Origin of the sequence: uncultured Serinicoccus sp., from assembly GCF_947487915.1 — a bacterium.
Lineage (GTDB): Bacteria > Actinomycetota > Actinomycetes > Actinomycetales > Dermatophilaceae > Ornithinicoccus.
Window position 1 is genome coordinate 127,107 of the sequence record NZ_CANKYH010000003.1, and the last position, 18,245, is coordinate 145,351.

At 69.2% G+C, this 18,245-nt stretch carries 14 protein-coding genes; 8 read left to right on the forward strand and 6 right to left on the reverse strand.

The genetic code is table 11. The features are described 5' to 3' along the window. Positions 1-2 precede the first annotated feature (2 nt). Positions 3-1,778: a hypothetical protein gene (locus Q0795_RS04230; RefSeq protein ID WP_298886925.1), complete on the forward strand. Its 1,776-nt coding sequence runs from the start codon at positions 3-5 to the stop codon at positions 1,776-1,778. A gap of 16 nt (positions 1,779-1,794) precedes the next feature. On the opposite strand, the gene Q0795_RS04235 is transcribed toward Q0795_RS04230, so the two are convergent. The 4 genes from Q0795_RS04235 to cysD form a co-directional block, all read right to left on the reverse strand. Next, positions 1,795-2,502 carry a response regulator transcription factor gene (locus Q0795_RS04235; RefSeq protein WP_298886927.1) on the reverse strand — a complete coding sequence of 236 codons (708 nt, stop codon included), beginning with the start codon at positions 2,500-2,502 and terminating at the stop codon, positions 1,795-1,797. A 566-nt stretch (positions 2,503-3,068) separates the two neighbouring features. After that, complete coding sequence (locus tag Q0795_RS04240) at positions 3,069-4,289, reverse strand: GAF domain-containing sensor histidine kinase (RefSeq protein ID WP_298886930.1); 1,221 nt, start codon at positions 4,287-4,289, stop codon at positions 3,069-3,071. A 40-nt stretch (positions 4,290-4,329) separates the two neighbouring features. Then, a complete protein-coding gene (locus tag Q0795_RS04245; RefSeq protein WP_298887538.1) occupies positions 4,330-5,574 on the reverse strand; it encodes a GTP-binding protein in 1,245 nt (414 codons plus the stop codon). Positions 5,575-5,597: 23 nt separating this feature from the next. After that, entirely contained in the window at positions 5,598-6,506 is a 909-nt protein-coding gene (cysD, locus tag Q0795_RS04250) for a sulfate adenylyltransferase subunit CysD (protein ID WP_298886932.1), read from the reverse strand. Between the two features lie 104 nt (positions 6,507-6,610). Here cysD and cysC point away from each other — a divergent pair, with 104 nt between their 5' ends. Together cysC and Q0795_RS04260 are read left to right on the forward strand one after the other, a co-directional pair. Beyond that, positions 6,611-7,687 carry an adenylyl-sulfate kinase gene (gene cysC, locus Q0795_RS04255; RefSeq protein ID WP_298886935.1) on the forward strand — a complete coding sequence of 359 codons (1,077 nt, stop codon included), beginning with the start codon at positions 6,611-6,613 and terminating at the stop codon, positions 7,685-7,687. Between the two features lie 38 nt (positions 7,688-7,725). Beyond that, positions 7,726-8,493 (forward strand): 3'(2'),5'-bisphosphate nucleotidase CysQ, encoded by a 768-nt coding sequence (locus tag Q0795_RS04260; RefSeq protein ID WP_298886937.1) that lies wholly within the window; start codon positions 7,726-7,728, stop codon positions 8,491-8,493. 4 nt (positions 8,494-8,497) lie between these two features. Here the strand turns inward: Q0795_RS04260 and Q0795_RS04265 are convergent, their stop codons facing one another. Together Q0795_RS04265 and Q0795_RS04270 are read right to left on the reverse strand one after the other, a co-directional pair. Further along, positions 8,498-10,264 (reverse strand): SLC13 family permease, encoded by a 1,767-nt coding sequence (locus Q0795_RS04265; protein WP_298886940.1) that lies wholly within the window; start codon positions 10,262-10,264, stop codon positions 8,498-8,500. Positions 10,265-10,384: 120 nt separating this feature from the next. Continuing rightward, complete coding sequence (locus tag Q0795_RS04270) at positions 10,385-11,146, reverse strand: hypothetical protein (protein ID WP_298886943.1); 762 nt, start codon at positions 11,144-11,146, stop codon at positions 10,385-10,387. A gap of 432 nt (positions 11,147-11,578) precedes the next feature. On the opposite strand from Q0795_RS04270, the gene Q0795_RS04275 reads away from it, so the two are divergent. The 5 genes from Q0795_RS04275 (at position 11,579) to Q0795_RS04295 (ending at position 18,235) form a co-directional block, all read left to right on the forward strand. Beyond that, on the forward strand, positions 11,579-13,033 hold the full coding sequence (locus tag Q0795_RS04275) for a glycosyltransferase family 4 protein (RefSeq protein WP_298886946.1): 1,455 nt from the start codon (positions 11,579-11,581) through the stop codon (positions 13,031-13,033). A gap of 176 nt (positions 13,034-13,209) precedes the next feature. Further along, entirely contained in the window at positions 13,210-14,652 is a 1,443-nt protein-coding gene (locus Q0795_RS04280; protein ID WP_298886948.1) for an AAA family ATPase, read from the forward strand. Between the two features lie 22 nt (positions 14,653-14,674). Next, entirely contained in the window at positions 14,675-15,847 is a 1,173-nt protein-coding gene (locus Q0795_RS04285; RefSeq protein WP_298886951.1) for a hypothetical protein, read from the forward strand. 109 nt (positions 15,848-15,956) lie between these two features. Continuing rightward, positions 15,957-17,420, forward strand: coding sequence for a polysaccharide biosynthesis C-terminal domain-containing protein (locus Q0795_RS04290; protein WP_366942448.1), 1,464 nt, complete (start codon positions 15,957-15,959; stop codon positions 17,418-17,420). Beyond that, a complete protein-coding gene (locus Q0795_RS04295; protein WP_298886956.1) occupies positions 17,417-18,235 on the forward strand; it encodes a sulfotransferase in 819 nt (272 codons plus the stop codon). Before Q0795_RS04290 ends, Q0795_RS04295 begins: the two co-directional genes overlap by 4 nt. The last annotated feature ends 10 nt before the right edge of the window (positions 18,236-18,245 follow it).

Consider the following 18,245-nt stretch of genomic DNA (forward strand, 5'->3'; position numbering starts at 1 on the left):
GGGTGTCCGTACCCGGGACGACGAGCCTGGCGCCAGGTGTCTCCGTCCTGCCGATCGGGCCACCTGGTCCCCACCATCACGGCAACGGCCCGGTCGCGCTGGACCTGCACGGCTGCGGCATCGTCGCCGGCCGATTCGTCACCACCACCGCTGACCTGCAGGACTTGCTGGACGCCTGGCCCACCTGGTCACCGGACGCCCTGGGATCGTCCCTCCGCGGCGTTCTCACGGCATACGTTTGGTCACCGCAGGAGGAGACCCTCCACGTGCTCCCCGACCCGTGGGGCGGTCTGGTCCACCGCTACCGAAGCGCGGACATCGAGATCCTGTCCAGCGACGTAGGCGCCGTCGTCTCCGCGATGCGGCTGCTCGGGCTGCAACCGAGGCGGAGCCTGGAGTTCGCGACCGAGGTCGCGGCGATGGGCAGCGGCGGACTGACCCCCAGCAGCTACGAGGACATCGAGGTCCTCGGCGTGCTGCAGCGCGCCCACGTGCGACCTGACGGGGTCAGCATCATCGACTACAGCGTCGCCAGCCAGGTCCTGACCCCCTTCGCCTCCTACGAGGAAGGGCTCGCCACGGTACGCGCCGAGATCGAGAGCAACGTCGCCGCCGTCGCGGCCAGCCGCGTCGGCGGATCACGGACCGTCCTGGCTCACCTCACCGGCGGGATCGACACCCGTATGGTGCTGGGCGCCACCCTGGCACAGGGGCTCACCGACCAGTTCGCGTATCTCTCCCTGGGCCCCCGCTCCATGCCGGACCGGGCCATCGCCGAGCGGCTCGCGGTGGAGTTCGGGCTCACCATGACCGAGTTCCAGGGCAGCGACGTGCTCCAAGTGCCGTCCACGCTCGCCGAGCAGGCCCGTTGGCCGATGGAGTTCTCCCGAGGGCTGCTGACGGCGGGCCCGCACGGGCACCGCACGCCCAGCGACACGGTCGTCCTGTCCGGTGGTTTCGGCGGCTACATGAAGGGCAACTACTCCAAGATCCTGGAGCCCGAGGACGCGAGCCTGTCCCGGGAGTCCTCGGCGCGGTTGACCGAGCGGCTCTGGGGACCGAAGGCCTTCTCGGCCGATCCCCAGCGGGGTCTCTACACCGTTGACGTCGTCGATCGTCGCCGAGGGCGCTTCCACGCGCTGCGCTCCGCTGCCCACGACCGGGGGCTCGGTCCCGCCGAGGCGCTTGACTGGCTGTTCATCTCGGTCCGCAACCGCTACTTCCTCACCGAGGCCACCCGGACCTGGAACGCCTACGTGCACCGCTTCGACCCCCTCTACACGCTCTCCGGCGCCCGTCTCGCCCTCTCCCTTCCCCGCGACACGCGCGCCACCGGCACCATCCTCCTGGACCTGCTGCGCGGGTGGGACGAACGGCTTCCGGCCTTGCCGTTCGACTACCCCCGTGTCACTCCCGCTTACGAGGCCCTGCGCAGCCCCATCGCGCCGCGGGCCTGGTCCCAGCCCGACGCGTCGCCGCGCTACGACCGCCGCCCCGGTCCGGCGACCCCTGCCCCGGCTCTCACGGTCGATCCGGCCACCCCGGACGTGGTGGCCCGAGCCAGGGAGCTCCAAGCACCGCTGTGGCAGGTGCGGGACCTGCCTCACGTGCGCGAGGACCTGCGTCAGGTCCTCGCCGACGTCGACAGCAGCCAACTCGGCGAGGTGTTCAATCAGCGGCAGCTGGACGGCATGCTCCGGTGGGAGCTCAAACACCGCGGCCTGATCAGGCAGGTGCACCACCTCTACGCCGCCCTGCTCTGGTACGCCCAGGACTGAGCCCCCGGGCTGTGGCTCAGCGGCCGTCGGACTCCAGCCGGAAGCCCACCCCGCGCACCGCGGTGATCCGCACCGGGGCGTCCGCCCCCTCGAGCTTGCCCCGCAGGCGACCGACGGTGTTGTCCAGGGTCTTGGTCGACCCGAACCAGTTCTCGTCCCACACCTCGTTGATGAGCGTCTCCCGGCTGACGACGGCCCCGCGGCGTGCGGCCAGGAGGGCCAGCACGTCGAACTCCTTGGTGGTGGTGGGCACGTCGACCCCGCGCACGAGCACGCGTCGGGCGTCGACGTCGATGTGCAGACCCCCGTCGGCCGGACGGGGCTCGGCCCGCGGGGGGTCCGGAGCCCGGTTGATGGAGCTGCGCCGCAGCAGGGCCCTGGTGCGTGCCTGCAGCTCGGCGAGCCCGAACGGCTTGGCCAGGTAGTCGTCCGCCCCCGTGTCCAGCCCGACGACCCGGTCCAGCTCGCCGTCCCTGGCCGTGAGGATGATGATGCCGCCGAGGTAGCCGGCCTCCCGCACCGCGCGGCAGACGTCGATCCCGTCCATGTCCGGCAGCCCCAGGTCGAGCAGGACCAGGTCGACCGGTGGATCGGCGGCCACCACTCGGTCGACGGCCGGCTGACCCTGGTCGAAGCGGTCAACGGCATGGCCGTCTCGCTTGAGGGTGCGCACCAGCGGGGCGGCGATCTTGTCGTCGTCCTCAACGACCACGACCGTGGCCATAGGAGGAATCCTAGGCAGCGCGAGGCTCATGGTGACGGCACCCTGGTATGCCGCGGGTGTCGCGGCCCGGGGGGTGCGCGGTCCGTCGGACCACGGCGCTCCACGGCTCACGCGCATACCTCCTCGGTCGACCTTCTCCGGTCGGGGTCGGTGGCGGCAGTCGATCCCCGCGTCATCCGCGGCACACCCTCACTAGCGCAGGAGGACGGCTCAGCAGCTGGGCTGCGGGGTGTCGCCGCCGTCCCTGACGGCGACGCCCCGCAGCAGACAGGGGCTCTGTCGCCGTCACGGATGGCGACAGAGGCCCCGGGGCCTGGCCCGGAGGGGGACCGGCCCTGGCCTGACGGCTGTCCCAGTGCCGTCAGGTTGCGGTGGAGCTCGCGTGAGCGAGCAGTGCCGTGGTGCCGGCGGGGCCCGTCCTACGGACCTGGTGTGACGCCACGTGTCCAGCTGCGTTGCGTGATGTCTCCGACCTTACGCAGCGCTTCTCCACGGTTGATCCACGCCAGATCCCCATCTGGTCCACAAGGTCGCCACGGTCGACCTAACTGACTCCGCGGCGACGCTCAGGTCGCGTCGTGGCGGTCCGCGGCGGGCGCGTCCACGGGCAGCTCGAACCACGCGCGGGTGCCGGTCTCGGGCGACGGCTCGAGGCCGACCCGCCCGCCGTGCGCGGTGACGACGCGGTGCACCGTGGCCAGCCCGATCCCGTGCCCCGCGGCCCCGGCCACACCCTCTCCCCGGGCCCGGACGAAGGGGAGGAAGACCTCGTGCTCGTGGCCGGGGGGGACGCCGGCCCCGTTGTCGGTGACGCAGATGCGCCACCAGCCGGGTCTGGCGACGGCGTGCACCCGCACCTGGGGCGGGACCCCGTGCCGGGTGAACTTCAGGCTGTTGTCGAGCAGGTTGAGCAGGACGGAGTAGAGCAGGGCGGGGTCGGCCCGCACGACCGGGAGGTCCTCGACCACCACCTGCGCGTCCGCCTGCCGGACGAGCGGGCTCAGGTCCAGCAGGACCCGGTCGACGACCTCGCGCAGGTCGACGTCCTGCCACGTGGGCCGACCCCCCTCCTGCGCGACCGAGAGCACGTCGTGGATCATCGCGGCCATGCCCCGCGCCGCGTCGGCGATCCGCTCCACGGCGGCCGCCAGCTCGGGGTCCTCACGGACCGCCGGCTCGCCGGCGAGCACCTCCGCGTTGGCCCGCACGGCCATGAGCGGGTTGCGCAGGTCGTGGCTCACCTGGGCGGCGAAGTGCGAGAGCGCCACGTTGGACCTGGCCAGCTCGTCGCGCGTCTGGGTCAGCTCGTCCAGCGACGCGCTCAGCTGCCGGGTGCGCAACCGCAGCTCCAGGATGTCGGTCGCCCTCGCCGCCAGGAAGCCGAGCGCGTCCCGCTGGGCGTCGGAGGTCCGCCGGGGGCGGTGGTCGAAGACGCACAGCTGGCCGACGAGGACGCCGTCGGGGCTGCGCATGGGGGCGGTGGCGTAGAACCGGATGCCGGGCCGCGAGACCACCGTGGGGTGGCCCGCCAACCTCGGGTCCCGGCGGGCGTCCGGCACCACGACGGCGTCGTCGAGCTCCACCTGGGAGCACAGGGACTCACCCAGGGCGCACACCGACGGCTCGGTCCCGGTCGCGGCGATCCGGTGCTCGCTGGTGGCGGTGAAGATCGTCACCGCCGCGCCGGGCGCGCCGAAGATGCTCGCCGCCAGGTGCGAGAGCGACTGGAGCTCGTCGCTGGGCGGGGCGCCGACGAGCCCGTAGCGGTCGGCCTCGTCCGTCGGCACGCGCCCGTCCGGTTCCGAGGCTGTCATGACCGCTCGCGGGTCAGTCCCGGATCATCCCCGCGCCGACGGTGACGCCCGAGGCCTGGTCGATGAGGATGAACGAGCCCGTGATGCGGTTCTGCTCGTAGAGGTCGACCATGAGCGGCTGCTGCACGCGCAGCCGGATCCGACCCATCTCGTTCAGACCGATCTCCTCGGCGTCCTGGTCGCGGTGCAGGGTGTTCACGTCCAGGCGGTAGTCGATCTCCTTGACCAGCGCCTTCACCGTGCGGGTGGTGTGCTTGACCAGGAGCTTGGCGCGCGGCTTGAGCGCACCCGGCGACATCCAGCAGACCATGGCGTCGAGGTCCTGCGTCTGCTCCGGCTGGTTGTTGACCCGGGCGATCATGTCCCCGCGGCTGACGTCCACGTCGTCCGCCAGGCGCACGGTCACCGACATCGGCGGGTATGCCTCGTCCACCTGGGTGTCGAAGGCGTCGATGGCCTCGATGGTGCTCGTCATGCCGCTGGGCAGGACGATGACCTCGTCGCCCGGCTTCATGACACCACCGGCGACCTGACCGGCATACCCGCGGTAGTCGTGGAACTCGTCCGACTTGGGGCGGATGACGTACTGCACCGGGAAGCGGACGTCGCGCATCTCGCGGTCGGAGCCGATGTAGACGTGCTCGAGGTGGTGCAGCAGGCTGCTGCCGCCGTACCACGGCATCTTCTCGCTGCGGGTCACGACGTTGTCGCCCTGCAGCGCCGAGATCGGGATGACGGTGAGGTCGGGCACGTCGAGCTTGCGGACGAAGTCGGTGAACTCCGCCTCGATGCGGCGGAAGGTCTCCTCCGAGAAGTCGACCAGGTCCATCTTGTTGACCGCCAGCACGAGGTGCGGGACCCGCAGCATCGACAGGATGACCGCGTGCCGGCGTGACTGCTCGGTCATGCCCTGGCGGGCGTCCACCAGCACCAGGCCGAGGTCGGCGGTGGAGGCGCCGGTGACCATGTTGCGGGTGTACTGCACGTGGCCCGGGGTGTCGGCGATGATGAACTTGCGCCGCGGGGTCGCGAAGTAGCGGTACGCCACGTCGATGGTGATGCCCTGCTCGCGCTCGCTGCGCAGACCGTCCGTGAGCAGCGCCAGGTCGGTGTAGTCGAAGCCCTTGTCCTTGGAGGTCCGCTCGACGGACTCCAGCTGGTCCTCGAAGATCGCCTTGCTGTCCAGCAGCAGGCGCCCGATGAGCGTCGACTTGCCGTCGTCCACGGAGCCCGCGGTCGCGAAGCGCAGCAGGTCCATCCCTGTCTCGGTGCCGGTACCCATCAGAAGTAGCCTTCCTTCTTGCGGTCCTCCATGGCGGCCTCGGAGAACTTGTCGTCGCCGCGGGTCGCGCCGCGCTCGGTGATCCGGGAGGCGGCCACCTCTTCGATGATCTTGTCCAGGTCGTCGGCGTCCGACTCCAGGCACCCGGTCAGCGTCAAGTCGCCCACGGTGCGGAAGCGGACCTGCCGCTCGGTCACGGTCTCCCCGTCGCGCAGCGGGTTGTACTCGCTCTCGGAGAAGAGCATGCCGTTGCGCTCGAAGACGCGCCGCTGGTGGGCGTAGTAGATCGACGGGATGTCGATGGCCTCGCGCCGGATGTAGTCCCACACGTCGAGCTCGGTCCAGTTCGACAGCGGGAAGACCCGCATGTGCTCGCCCTCGTGGATGCGGCCGTTGTAGAGGCTCCACAGCTCGGGCCGCTGGTTCTTGGGGTCCCACTGGCCGAACTCGTCGCGGTGGGAGTAGACGCGCTCCTTGGCGCGGGCCTTCTCCTCGTCGCGGCGGCCGCCCCCGAAGGCGGCGGTGTAGCCCTCCTCCTCGATGGCGTTGAGCAGGGTGCCGATCTGCAGCCGGTTGCGCGGCGTCTTGCCGTCGTCGACGACGATGCCGTCCTTGATCGCCTGCTCGACCGAGGCGACGTGCAGGCGCAGCCCCAGCCGCTCCACCCAGCGGTCCCGGGTCGCCAGCACCTCGGGGAAGTCGTAGCCGGTGTCCACCTGCAGCACCGGGAAGGGCACCTTGGCCGGGTAGAACGCCTTCTCCGCCAGCCGCAGCATGACGATGGAGTCCTTGCCCCCGGAGAACATCAGCACCGGCTTCTCGAACTCCGCCGCCACCTCACGGAAGATATGGATCGACTCGGCCTCCAGCTCGTCGAGCTGGGAGAGTCGGTAGTTGTCGACTGTCACTCCTGTGCCTTTCCCCTACGGATGCTGCGGCTGCACGATATCGGACATCGGCTCACTTTCTGGCATTGTTCCGCAGCTGGCCCGACCTGACCTAGGGTTGCGGCGTGACCACGACCCTCCCCTCGTCGCCGATCTTCCCGGGTGTCCCCACCCTCGACGACCTGGAGCTGCTGCGCCACGGCCTGCTGACCGCCGACCTCGTGGACGTGCCGGCCGGGTCCGTCACCCTGGTCGACGCCGAGGGGGTCCCGGTCGCCGACGTCGACGCGCAGGGAGGCCTCGCCTGGCGCTCGCCCCGCTCCTCGCGACCCTTCGAGCGCTGGCATCTCGGCGGCGTGGACGTCGAGCTCCCGGCCGTCCTGGTCGACGACCAGGAGACCCTGGCCCGGATCCCCGACGAGACGCGCACGGTCGTCGTGCTCGCCTCGACCGACGGTGACGACAACCAGCGCGACCTCGACCTCGTGCGTGCCGCCCGGAGATCGGCGCAGGAGCACGGGTTCGCCGTGCGCATCGCCCCGGTCGGGCGCGGCGCTGACCGGCGCTCCGACAAGGTGGCGCACCTGCAGCAGGTGCTCGGGGGCCGCGACCAGGTCCATGACCTGACCTCGCCCGCTGGAGGGACGGCATACCTCGACGGGCGCGGTGGCGTCGTCGTGCTCCTGACCGGGTTGTCCGGCTCCGGCAAGTCGACCCTGGCCCGCGCGCTGCGCGACCGGCTCGTCGAGGACGAGGGGAGCACCGTGTCGCTGCTCGACGGTGACGTCGTGCGCCGCCACCTGTCGGCCGGCCTGGGCTTCTCCCCCGAGGACCGCGAGACCAACGTGCGCCGGATCGGGTGGGTCGCCGCCGAGATCGCGCGGCACGGCGGCACCGCGATCGCCAGCCCCATCGCCCCCTTCGACGGGACCCGCCGCGCGGTGCGCGACATGGTGGAGGGTCGGGGCGGGCGGTTCGTCCTGGTCCACGTCTCGACGCCGCTGGAGGAGTGCGAGCGCCGGGACCGCAAGGGGCTGTATGCCCGGGCGCGCGCCGGAGAGATCCCGGACTTCACCGGCATCAGCTCGCCCTATGAGGTGCCCACGGACGCCACGCTGACCCTGGACACGACCGATCAGGATGTCGACCCGCTCGTCGAGCGGCTCCTCAGGGTCCTCAAGCTTGAATCTGCCGCTGACTGAACCACCCAGCACCACCCATCCATCACTAGGGGATCCACATGATCGACGACCACCACCTCGCCCGCGAGCTCGCCGACCTGGCCGGGGAGCGCCTGCTCGCTGTCCGCGCCGACCTCCACGCCCAGGGGGTGGAGGGTCGCGACCTCAAGGACGCCGGCGACGCCGCCTCCCAGGAGCTGCTGGCAGCCGCACTGGCCGAGCGCGCCCCCGGCGACGCCGTGCTGAGCGAGGAGGCGGCCGACGACCACGCCCGGCTCTCCGCCGAGCGGGTGTGGATCATCGACCCGCTGGACGGGACGCGGGAGTTCAGCGAGGTGCCCCGGGACGACTGGGCCGTGCACGTGGCGCTGTGGCGGTCCGGTGAGCTCGTGGCCGGGGCGGTCGCGCTGCCCTCGCGCGGCGTCACGTACGGCACCGACCCCTCGCTCCGGCTGGACCTGCCCGCCCGCCCGGCCGGTGACCCCCCGCTGCGGCTGGCCGTCAGCCGCTCACGGCCCCCGGCCTTCGCCGAGGAGCTGGGTCGGACGATGGGGGCCACGACGGTGCCGATGGGCTCGGCCGGCGTGAAGGCGATGTCGGTCCTCGACGGGTCCTCCGACGCCTACGTGCACGCGGGCGGGCAGTACGAGTGGGACTCCGCGGCACCTGTCGCGGTCGCGATGGCCCACGGCCTGCACACGAGCCGGGTCGACGGCAGCCCTCTCGTCTACAACCGGGAGAACCCGTGGTCGCCGGACCTGGTCGTGTGCCGCCCCGAGGTGGCTGACGAGCTGATGGCGGCGCTCGCGACCATGGACCTGGGCTGAGGGCTCAGGGCCAGAGCAACGGCGTCAGCAGCACGGTGGCCAGGACGACCATGACGGTGAGGACCCACCCGAGCCGTGCGTAGTCGGTGAACCGGTAGCCGCCGGGGCCGTAGACCATCATGTTGGTCTGGTAGCCGATCGGTGACAGGAACGACGCCGAGGCGGCCACCGCCACGGCGATGGCAGCGCCCCGTGGGTCCAGCCCGACGGAGTCCGCCGTGGCGACCGCCACCGGCAGCATGAGCAGGGCCGCGGCGTTGTTCGTCACCAGCTCGGTGAGCACGATGGTCGCCAGGACCAGCCCGAGGAGCACCCCGAGCGTGCCGAAGCTGCCGAGCGAGGCCACCAGCCCCCCGGCCAGGGCCTCGGCCAGCCCGGAGACCTGCATCGCGCTCGCCAGCCCGAAGGCGGAGGCGATGACGAGGATGACCTCCAGGTCGACCGCCCGGCGCGCCTCCTGGGCGGACAGGACCCCCGTGGCGATGAGGGCCACGGCGCCCAGCAGGGAGCCCTGCAGGATCGGCATGACCCCGAAGGCCGCCAGCCCGACGACCAGGGCGAGGACGGTGACCGGGATCCACGCGCGTGGCGTCGCCGCCGGGGGCGACCCGTCGAGGCCGGCGACGAGCAGGAAGTCGGAGTGGTCGCGCCACCGCTTCCGGAAGTCGGGGTCGGACACGACGATGAGGGTGTCGCCGAGCCGGATGGTCTGGGCGCCGAGCTTGCCGTCGACGAGGTGGCCCGACCGGTGGATGCCCACCACCGCCGCCTGGTAGGTCGACCGGAAGTCCGACTCCCGCAGGGTGCGGCCGACCAGCGGCGACTGGGAGCCCACGACGACCTCGAAGTACTTCGCGCTCTCGCTCTTGAGGTCGAGGACGTGCTCGAGCTCGGCCGAGCGCAGTCCCGGCATGAGCTGGGCGTCGACGACCTTGCTGACCGAGCCGACGAAGTGCAGACGGTTGCCGCCCCGCAGCACGGTGTCGGGCCGGACGGGGGCGATGACGGTGTCACCCCGGTCCACTGACACGAGGAACAGACCGGGGAGGGACCGCAGCTTGGCCTCCTCCACGGTGCGGCCGTCGACCGGCCCGCCGGGCTGCACGATCATCTCGATGGAGAAGCGCCGGCCCTCGCTCTGCAGCTCCTCCCGCGCGGAGCGGCGGGCCGGGAGGAGCCTGGGCGCGACGGCGACGAGGACCAGGAGCCCCAGGATCGCGATGGGCAGCCCCAGCCTCCCGATCTCGAAGAAGCCGATCGCCTCGAGGCCCAGCTCGGTCATCTGCCCGGAGACGACGAGGTTGGTCGAGGTGCCGATGACGGTGAGCAGGCCCCCGAGCACGGCCGCGAAGGAGATCGGCATGAGGAACTTGCTGGCCGACCGGCCCTGCCGCTCGCACCAGGCCGTCACCTGCGGGATGAGCATGGCCACGATCGGGGTGTTGTTGAGCAGGGCGGACGCCCCGACGGTCGGGGTCAGCACCCGCAGCAGCGGCAGCCGGTATGTCCCCCGGTCCCCCAGGGTGCGTTGCATCACCGGGGCCAGGGCTCCGGTCTTCTCGATGCCGGCGGCCACGACGTAGAGCGCCGCCACCGTGATCGGGGCGGGGTTGGAGAACCCGGTGAAGGCCTCCGCCGGGGTGATCACCCCCAGCACGAGGAGGGCGATGACGCCACCCAGCACGATCACCCAAGGGGTCGTGCGCTGCCGCACCAGGGCGGTCAGTACCCCGAGGAGCACCAGGACGGTGATCCAGGCATCCACGGGCATGTCCGCCAACCTTTCAGACAGACGCCCCCTCCGCGCGGACGCTCAACACCAGAACCTCAAGGGCAGGCGCGAGCATAGCGCGTCGGGGGCGAGCTGCTGCAGCGGCTGAAGAGTGCCAGATCAGAGGCGGCACGCCTTGGAGCTGCTCAGAGAGGTTCGGTAGGCGGCCAACTTGCTCGAGTGCTCAGTGAGACGCCAGTTCGGCCTCGACGGCTTCACATTGCTGTTGAAGTATGAGATCACGCCGATCTTGTCCGTGTTCCGACTGGCCCAGTCCCACTGAGTCCGCCACCAGGTGACTGCGGACGGGTTAGAGAACTTCATAGCCACTCCCGTTTCACCAAGCCCAACCATCTTGGACGGATGGCCTGCGTCCGCAAGATGCTCCCGGACCCTGCCGATGCGCTCGGCGTAACCTTCCCCAGACTGGTTCTGATACAGATCCAGCCCGAAGAACGCCGAACGACTCACCACATCAGGCGTGGCCCAGTCCCCCGGTCGATCCTTCTTGTTCCACGGGTTGAACGTGTAGTCGCCGATGATGGGCACGAAGGCCACGTTCCGCAGGCCCGTCTCGTCCTGCATGACGTCGTGGATGCGACAGAACGCCCGCCGCCACTGGCGTGGCAGGTCCCTGCTCGATCTGGCCTCCTCGGCGGGCTCGTGATGGAAGGTCACGATCACCGGTTCAGAGAACGCGGCATAACCGCGGGCACGCTCCCGGATAGCCGCGTCGTACCGGCCGTCACCGACCTGCTTCCACGATGACGCGCCTCCCGGCGGCTTGAAACTCACCCAAGGAATACGTCCCTCGCGGTGGTCCGACGCAATAGTCGTCCGTTCGCGCCGACCAAAGGACCATTGGTAGTAGTGACGATGCACACCAATGTCTCCTGTCCTTCGTACTTCAGTGGAGATATCTCCATTCGTGGACATACCGAGATAGATCTTGCCCGGTTGGTGACCGTGCCATGACTCAGCCGCCAACTTCAGGTTTCCGACGAACGGCTTCGGATCTGACGGCGGCAGAGGGACCATCTCTGGTGCACTGACGAGGTCGAGGGCCCCCTGGCCCAGGACAGCACTTCCGAGGGACAGAGCCCCCCCGTGCCGGAGGAGTGATCTACGTGAGATGTGGGACATGAGCCCGAAAACTAGCCGTGAAGTTGGGGACTGTCAATCGCGTGGCCGGCACATCGAGAATGCGAGGCTTCCCCATTCCTCGTGCATTCTCAAAGCAGTCTCGCGAACCCCTTGGGATCCGGCGCGCCGTCGTGGCCGGGCACCAGGCGGACACCCTGCCCGGCCACGGCCGTGGCATCGATCGCCGGGCGCGGACCCAACGAGCCAACCTCGCTGACGACCACGCGGCTCAGCGCGTGCCTGGTTGACTCCCACGACTTCTCGTGTACGAATATCGGCATGACAGGCCCCTCGGATGCACCCAAAATTCTGATCATCGTGCAGAACCTGCCCGTTCCGCTCGACCGTCGAGTCTGGCTCGAGTGCCAAGCCCTGAGGGACTCAGGATTCGATGTGTCGGTGATCTGCCCTCAGGGGCCGGGGGACCCGAAGCGACACGACGTCGACGGGGTGGCCCTGTACAAGTACGCGCCTGCACCGGAAGCGGAGGGTCTAGCCGGCTTCGCCTACGAGTTCGCCTACTCGTGGATCCGCACGGCACTCCTGAGTCTGGCGGTGCGTCGAGAGAAGGGTTTCGACGTCATCCAGGCCTGCAACCCCCCAGACACGTACTGGCTGTTGGGACTGCTCTGGAAGACACGCGGCGTGCGCTTCGTCTTCGACCACCACGATCTGAACCCAGAGCTCTTCCTGTCCCGCTTCGGCGCCCCGACAACCCCGCTGCAGCATGCCGAACTCACGGTTCTTCGGTGGTTGGAGCGCTGCACCTTCCGCACGGCGGACCACGTGATCTCCACCAACGAGTCCTTCAAGAAGATCGCGATGGAACGAGGTGGTGTGGCCGAGGAGGACGTCACGGTGGTCCGCAGCGGCCCAGACACCCGGAGCATGTACCCGACCCGACCTGATCCGGAAGTCCGCGGTGATGGGAGCCATCTGCTCGCCTACCTGGGCATCATGGGGCCTCAAGACGGTGTGGAAAGTGTTCTGCACCTCATGGAGGAGCTCGTCCATGCGCGTGGTCGAACATCCGTCCGGGCCGTACTGCTTGGCTTCGGCGACAGTCTGGAGTCGTTGAGGGATCAGTGCACGCAACTGGGGCTGGATGACTACGTGACGTTCACGGGTCGGGTCGGTCCAACCGAGATCGCGAAATACCTCAGCGCCGCCGACGTAGGTCTCGGCCCCGACCCCGCGACGCCCATGAATGACCTGTCGACCATGAACAAGACCATGGAGTACATGGCCTTCGGGCTGCCGTCTGTGGCCTTCGATCTCAAGGAAACGCGGATATCAGGCGAGAACTCAGTGCTGTACGTCCCACCCGGCGATATCGGCGCCTTCGCAGACGCCGTCGAGCGCCTGCTTGACGACGACGAGCTCCGCGCAGAGATGGCGGTCAGCGGACGTCGCCGAGCCGTCTCCGTACTGGACTGGCGGCCCCAACGTACGGCCTACCTCCAGGCCATCCAGTCGGTCGTGAGCAAGAGAAGTCTCGGGACGGGAGAACCTGCTGGAGAGGAGGTGGCCAACGAACTCGGGGTTCCGACGGACGACCAGTCAGCTCTGGCCACCGAGGAAGAGTTGCGCAGCGCGGTGCGCCGCCGCGGTTTCGCCGGTGCCTGACGACCGGCATAGGGATCCGGTCCTTGGCCTGTCAGCCGTGCATCGATACACCGAATCGACGCGTATCATGAGGTCGATCGATATCCACGCTGAGGGGGTTGGTTGTGAACGACAGGCAGGCGGGACCCCGTGGTCTCCCATCCGTGCTGACGGCAGTACGGCATCACCCATGGGTCATGCTGCTCGTTTTTGGCCTGGTGCTAGGTCTGGCAGCCATCTATGCCGGCACTCAAGAGCCTCGCTACACGGCGACGTCGGTGGTCCTGCTGAAGCCGGTGCCTGGTAGTTCACTGACTCCCGAGATCGCCAGCACCAGCGGGACGCAGATCACGATCGCCATGACGACCGAGGCGCGGACAGTGACCACGCCCGCCGTGGCCGCCCTGGCGTCCGACGAAGCCGGGCGCCCCCTCGGTGGCGACGATGGTGAGCTCGCCGTCCGAGTCCTGGATGCGACGCAGACGCTCGAGATCGCCTACACCGGCAGCTCCCCGCAGGACGCGCAGTCGGGCGCTCAGGCATATGCAGACGCGTTCTTGGAGTACCGCGGAACTGCCGCAGCCGAACTGCAGGAGGGCCGCATCGACAGTCTGAACACTCAGGCCGAAGCAGCCCAGGAAAGCCTGCGAGAGGCCACCTCGGCCGTGGGTGGATTCGCCCAGCAGCAGGTCCAGCTGTTCACCGACCGGCTCGCTCAGCTCAATGCCAACCTGAGTGCTGAAGAGGTGGTGAGCACCGACCCTGGAAGCGTTCTCAACCCCGCCGATGAGCCGACCGGTCCGGACGGTGTACCGACGTGGCTGCTCCTTGTTCTCGCTGCGGCCGTGGGTGGTGTGCTCGCCGTACTAGCGGCCTTGTTCCGTGAGTGGCGTCAGGACGTCGTCCGGTCGGAGGAAGATTTCTCCGTCAGTGGTCTGCCGGTCTTCGCGTCGGTGCCCCAGGTGAAGCACGAGCACGACGAGGAGGGGCTGGCCCACGTGCGCGAGGCGTTCCGGCAGCTCCGCGCAGGAGTTGTCGCCAACTGCCCCCGCCCCCATGTGCTCGTCGTCTCTGGCGTGGGCAAAAACCCCCAGTCTCTCGTCGGGCCCAATCTCGGCATCAGCCTGGCCGATGCCGGCTTCTCGGTGCTCGTCGTCGACGCCGACGCGCACGCGGCCGGTCTGCACACCGCCCTGGGGGTTGAGGCCAGCCCTGGCCTGTCCGAGCTGCTCGGTCGCAAAGAGCTGTTCCACGACGCCGTACGTTCGTCCCACGGTATCGATGTCCTGCCCATCGGGCACAACCCGGCGGCTATGCGAGATCTGCAGGGCGGTCCTGCGCTTCGTGATCTGGTGAGCCGGGTGCGCTCGAACTACGACTACGTCATTTTCAATACGGCACCGTCGGGCACGGCCGACAGCGACGCGGCCATGAGTGCCGCCGAGTCGGTGCTGCTGGTCGTCGTAGACGGCCAGACCACCCGAGCACAAATCGAGGCCGCGCTCGACCGCCAGCGGCATCTGGGCATCGTGGCAGCGGGACTGGTCAACGTCCGACGAGATGCCGGTATGGCGCTCGCGTTGCCCAGGTCCGTGGACGATGCGCACGACACCCCCGCCGCGACACATGCCAACGTCTGAGGGTCATGGTGCCGTAGCGGCGATGCTCGAGGCGGTGTGGCCGCCCATCTGCGGCCTGTCGTTCGGTGGTCGCAAGGTAGTTCCCTCCCAGACGGGGGAGACCTATCTGTGTCTGCCCATGACTTCCGCCCCCACGGTGTTCGTCCCACGGGGGCCGCGGGCGGTGACCGCCGCCGCGCTGCGGGGTTACAAGTCTCCCAGCACCCGGCGGGCTCAACTCACCTCTGTCGGCCTCGGTGTCGCTGGCTGGCTTGGTGCCGCGCGCCTCGTGCCGACGACCTTCCACGTCCAGCATCCCGAGCACGGGCTGCCCGCCCACTTGTCCGAGGCGACAGGTCGGCCTTCCCACACGGGAGTGACCCTCGGCCCCCCACGGGCCAACCGCAAGCCCGTCCTGCACCTGCTCGACGGGAGAGGGACCACCCAGGGGTACGCCAAGGTCGCAGTCAACGGCCTCACGGCTCGGCGCATGGCCCGCGAGGAGAAATCTCTACGCGCCTTGGAACGACGAGAGCTCGGCACCCTGAGCCACCCGAACGTCATCAGCGCGGGTACATGGCACTCACATCCATACCTGCTCATCAGCCCGGTGCCCACGTGGTCGCCACGGGGGATCGATCCGCAGGTACGTGACGCAGCCCTGCGTCAGCTCGTTGCAGCCTTCGACCGGACCGAGGACGACCTGGCTTCAGCGTCATGGTGGACAGCTCTGCGAAACCGGGTCCAGCAGCTGGATGCGACACCCCTCGCAGACCGCCTCGTCGAACTCTCCCGAGCCACGGAAGAGCGCTGGGGTTCGCAGGGACTCCAGCTCGGCGCAGCCCACGGCGACTGGACCCCCTGGAATCTGGCGACGCGCGGTCGAACCACGTTTGCCTGGGACTGGGAACGTTTCGGCACCGGGGTTCCGCTGGGCCTGGACGCCCTGCACTACTCGTTCCAGTCCGGCGTCCGACTCCATGGACTCAAGCCCGCGGCTTCTCTGGCCCGGTTGCAGGCCGACGCCGCGGATCTGGTCCGCGACAACGGATCTCCTCCGACCGTCGGCAGGATGCTGGTTGCGCTCTACGCTCTCGACTTCGCCGAGAGATTCGTCCGCCACCAGCAGGAGAAGGCGGGCGCCAAGAAGGGGCCGATCGAGGGGTGGTTGCTCCCGGCACTGGAGCGAGTGGTGCACGGTGACCGGGGTCGCTGAGCCGGACGCGGTCGAGGCGACGGAGGACGCGGGGCACCGGTCGTCACTCCGACGGGCCGGCCGGGGCAGTGTGCTGAACTTCGCGGGTTCGGCCGTATCAGCGGTGAGCATGTTCGCCCTGACGATCCTGATCACCCGGTTGTCGTCGACCACGGAGGCGGGAGCCTTCTTCGCGGCCACGTCCGTCTTCCTGCTGGCCGCCGGGCTCTCGCAACTGGGGACGAATGCGGGACTCGTGTACTTCCTGTCAGGATCGCGGGCCCGCGGTGAGCTATCCCGTGCTCACGTCTACATGCGCATCGCGTCCGTGCCGGTGCTGGTCACGTCGGTCGTGTGCTCTGTAGTCCTCGTTCTCGCCTCGGGACAGATCGCCAGATGGCTCAGCCCGGACCAGCCCGAGCGCTTCGCCACCTTCGTCGTCGCCATGGCCTTGTTCCTGCCAGCGGCTGGCGTCACCAACCTGACGGTCTCTGCGTCACGAGGGTTGGGGACCATGTCGGTCAACGCCCTCCTCGACCAGCTGGCCCGGCCGTTGCTGCAACTCGGGATGGTAGCGCTGGCCTTTGCTGTCTCTGGCGTCGACGCGGCACCGTGGGCATGGTCGGCGTCCTACGTCCCGCTGGCGGTGCTGGGCTGGTGGTGGTGGCGGCGGTTGCGCGACAGGTCCGCCCCACAGGACCGTAGTCCGGGGTTTGCCCCGTGGGCCGCGTTCTGGCGCTTCAGTTCCCCCCGGGCTCTGGCGGGTCTGGCTCAGGTGGCGATGCAGCGCTTCGACATCGTCCTGGTCGGGGCCCTCGCGGGGCTTCCCGCCGCTGCGATCTACACCGCCGCAACCCGCTTCATCACCCTCGGCCAGGCGGCAGCTCGTGCCGTCGGACTCAGTGTCCAGCCGCACATCGGCGAGGCCGTGGCCCGTGGTGACTGGAGAGCGACCACTGCGCTCTACCGCACCGCGACCGGATGGCTGGTCGTGGTCACCTGGCCGCTGTACCTCACTCTCATGAGTTTCTCCGGAACGGTGCTGGGCATCTTCGGTGGTGAATACACCGAGGGGGCCCAGGTCCTGCAGATCCTGTGCGCCGCGATGCTGGTGGCCACCGCCTGCGGCATGGTCGACATGGTCCTGCTCATGGCCGGCAAGTCTCTGTGGAACCTCGGAAACGTCGTCCTGGCACTGACGACCAACATCGTCATCGACCTCTGGCTCATCCCCCGCCTGGGTATCCTGGGCGCCGCGATCGGCTGGGGAGTCGCCATCCTCGTGGCCAACCTCGTCCCCCTGCTGCAGCTTCTCGTCTGGCGCAGGCTGCACCCGTTCGGTCGGGAGAGTCTGATCGCTGCCGCACTGTCACTGGTGGTCTTCGGCGGCATCCCTGCAGCTGTTGCCGCGACGCTCGACAACCAAGGCTATGCTCTGCTGATCTCCCTGGCGATCAGCTCACCCATCTACGCACTGAGCCTGTGGTACTTCCGCCGCCACCTTCAGCTCGGGTACCTGGTGGCCGCGGTGCGTCGGCGTCGCCGTGGACGAAACGGGGCAATCGGACAGAAGCAAGGACAGGAGCCGTCATGAGCACCGCGCACCCCACGACTCCCCTGGTGGCGCCCGAGCGGCTGGTCTTCGTCGGCGGCCTGCACCGCAGCGGGACGACGGCCCTGGGGCGGCTGCTCGCGGCCCACCCGGAGATCTCCGGCCTCAGCCGGACCGGGGTTCGAGAGGACGAGGGGCAGCATCTGCAGACCCTGTACCAGCCCTCGGTCGCCTATGGCGGCCCCGGTCGGTTCGCCCGCGACGCGGCCGCGCATCTCGGGCCGGTCACCGACACCGTCGAACGCAGCCGCATCAGCGAGGGGTTGGTCCGCGCCTGGATGCCGTACTGGGACCTCGACTCATCGCTCCTGCTCGAGAAGTCACCGCCCAACCTGGTCATGGGACGCTATCTGCAGTCCGTGTTCCCGGGCAGTGCTCTGGTCGTCGTCTTCCGACACCCGGTCGTCGTCGCGTTGTCGACCAAGAAGTGGCAACGCTGGACGGACCTCACCTCGTTGGTGGAGCACTGGTTCGTGGCCCACGACGCATTCATGAAGGACGTCTCCGAACTAGAGCGGGTGCACGTGCTCAGGTACGAGGACCTCGTCGCCCACCCCGACGCCAACCTCGTTCCTCTCACGGAGTTCTTGGGCGTCACGACTCCACTGACGAACAACGGTCAGGTGCGGCCGACGTACTCCGACCGGTATCGGCGCGCGTGGACCGAGATGTCCGGCCCCGTCCGGGGCCGTCAACGCCGTCAGATCGTCAAGCGCTTCGCCGAGGCAGCGAGCCGGTACGGCTACGACATCGAGGACGTCGACGCTCGACTCGAGTGGAGCCTGCCCGACCGATGACCACCCTCAG

What these genes read in the sequence shown, in the direction of transcription:
- Q0795_RS04235 (WP_298886927.1), bottom strand. Translation starts at nt 2,502, where the DNA reads ATGGCCACGGTCGTGGTCGTTGAGGACGACGACAAGATCGCCGCCCCG.
- Q0795_RS04245 (WP_298887538.1), bottom strand. Translation starts at nt 5,574, where the DNA reads ATGGACCTGCTGCGCTTCGCGACCGCGGGCTCCGTGGACGACGGCAAG.
- Q0795_RS04260 (WP_298886937.1), top strand. Translation starts at nt 7,726, where the DNA reads ATGATCGACGACCACCACCTCGCCCGCGAGCTCGCCGACCTGGCCGGG.
- Q0795_RS04265 (WP_298886940.1), bottom strand. Translation starts at nt 10,264, where the DNA reads ATGCCCGTGGATGCCTGGATCACCGTCCTGGTGCTCCTCGGGGTACTG.
- Q0795_RS04280 (WP_298886948.1), top strand. Translation starts at nt 13,210, where the DNA reads ATGCTGCTCGTTTTTGGCCTGGTGCTAGGTCTGGCAGCCATCTATGCC.
- Q0795_RS04285 (WP_298886951.1), top strand. Translation starts at nt 14,675, where the DNA reads ATGCTCGAGGCGGTGTGGCCGCCCATCTGCGGCCTGTCGTTCGGTGGT.
- Q0795_RS04290 (WP_366942448.1), top strand. Translation starts at nt 15,957, where the DNA reads ATGTTCGCCCTGACGATCCTGATCACCCGGTTGTCGTCGACCACGGAG.
- Q0795_RS04295 (WP_298886956.1), top strand. Translation starts at nt 17,417, where the DNA reads ATGAGCACCGCGCACCCCACGACTCCCCTGGTGGCGCCCGAGCGGCTG.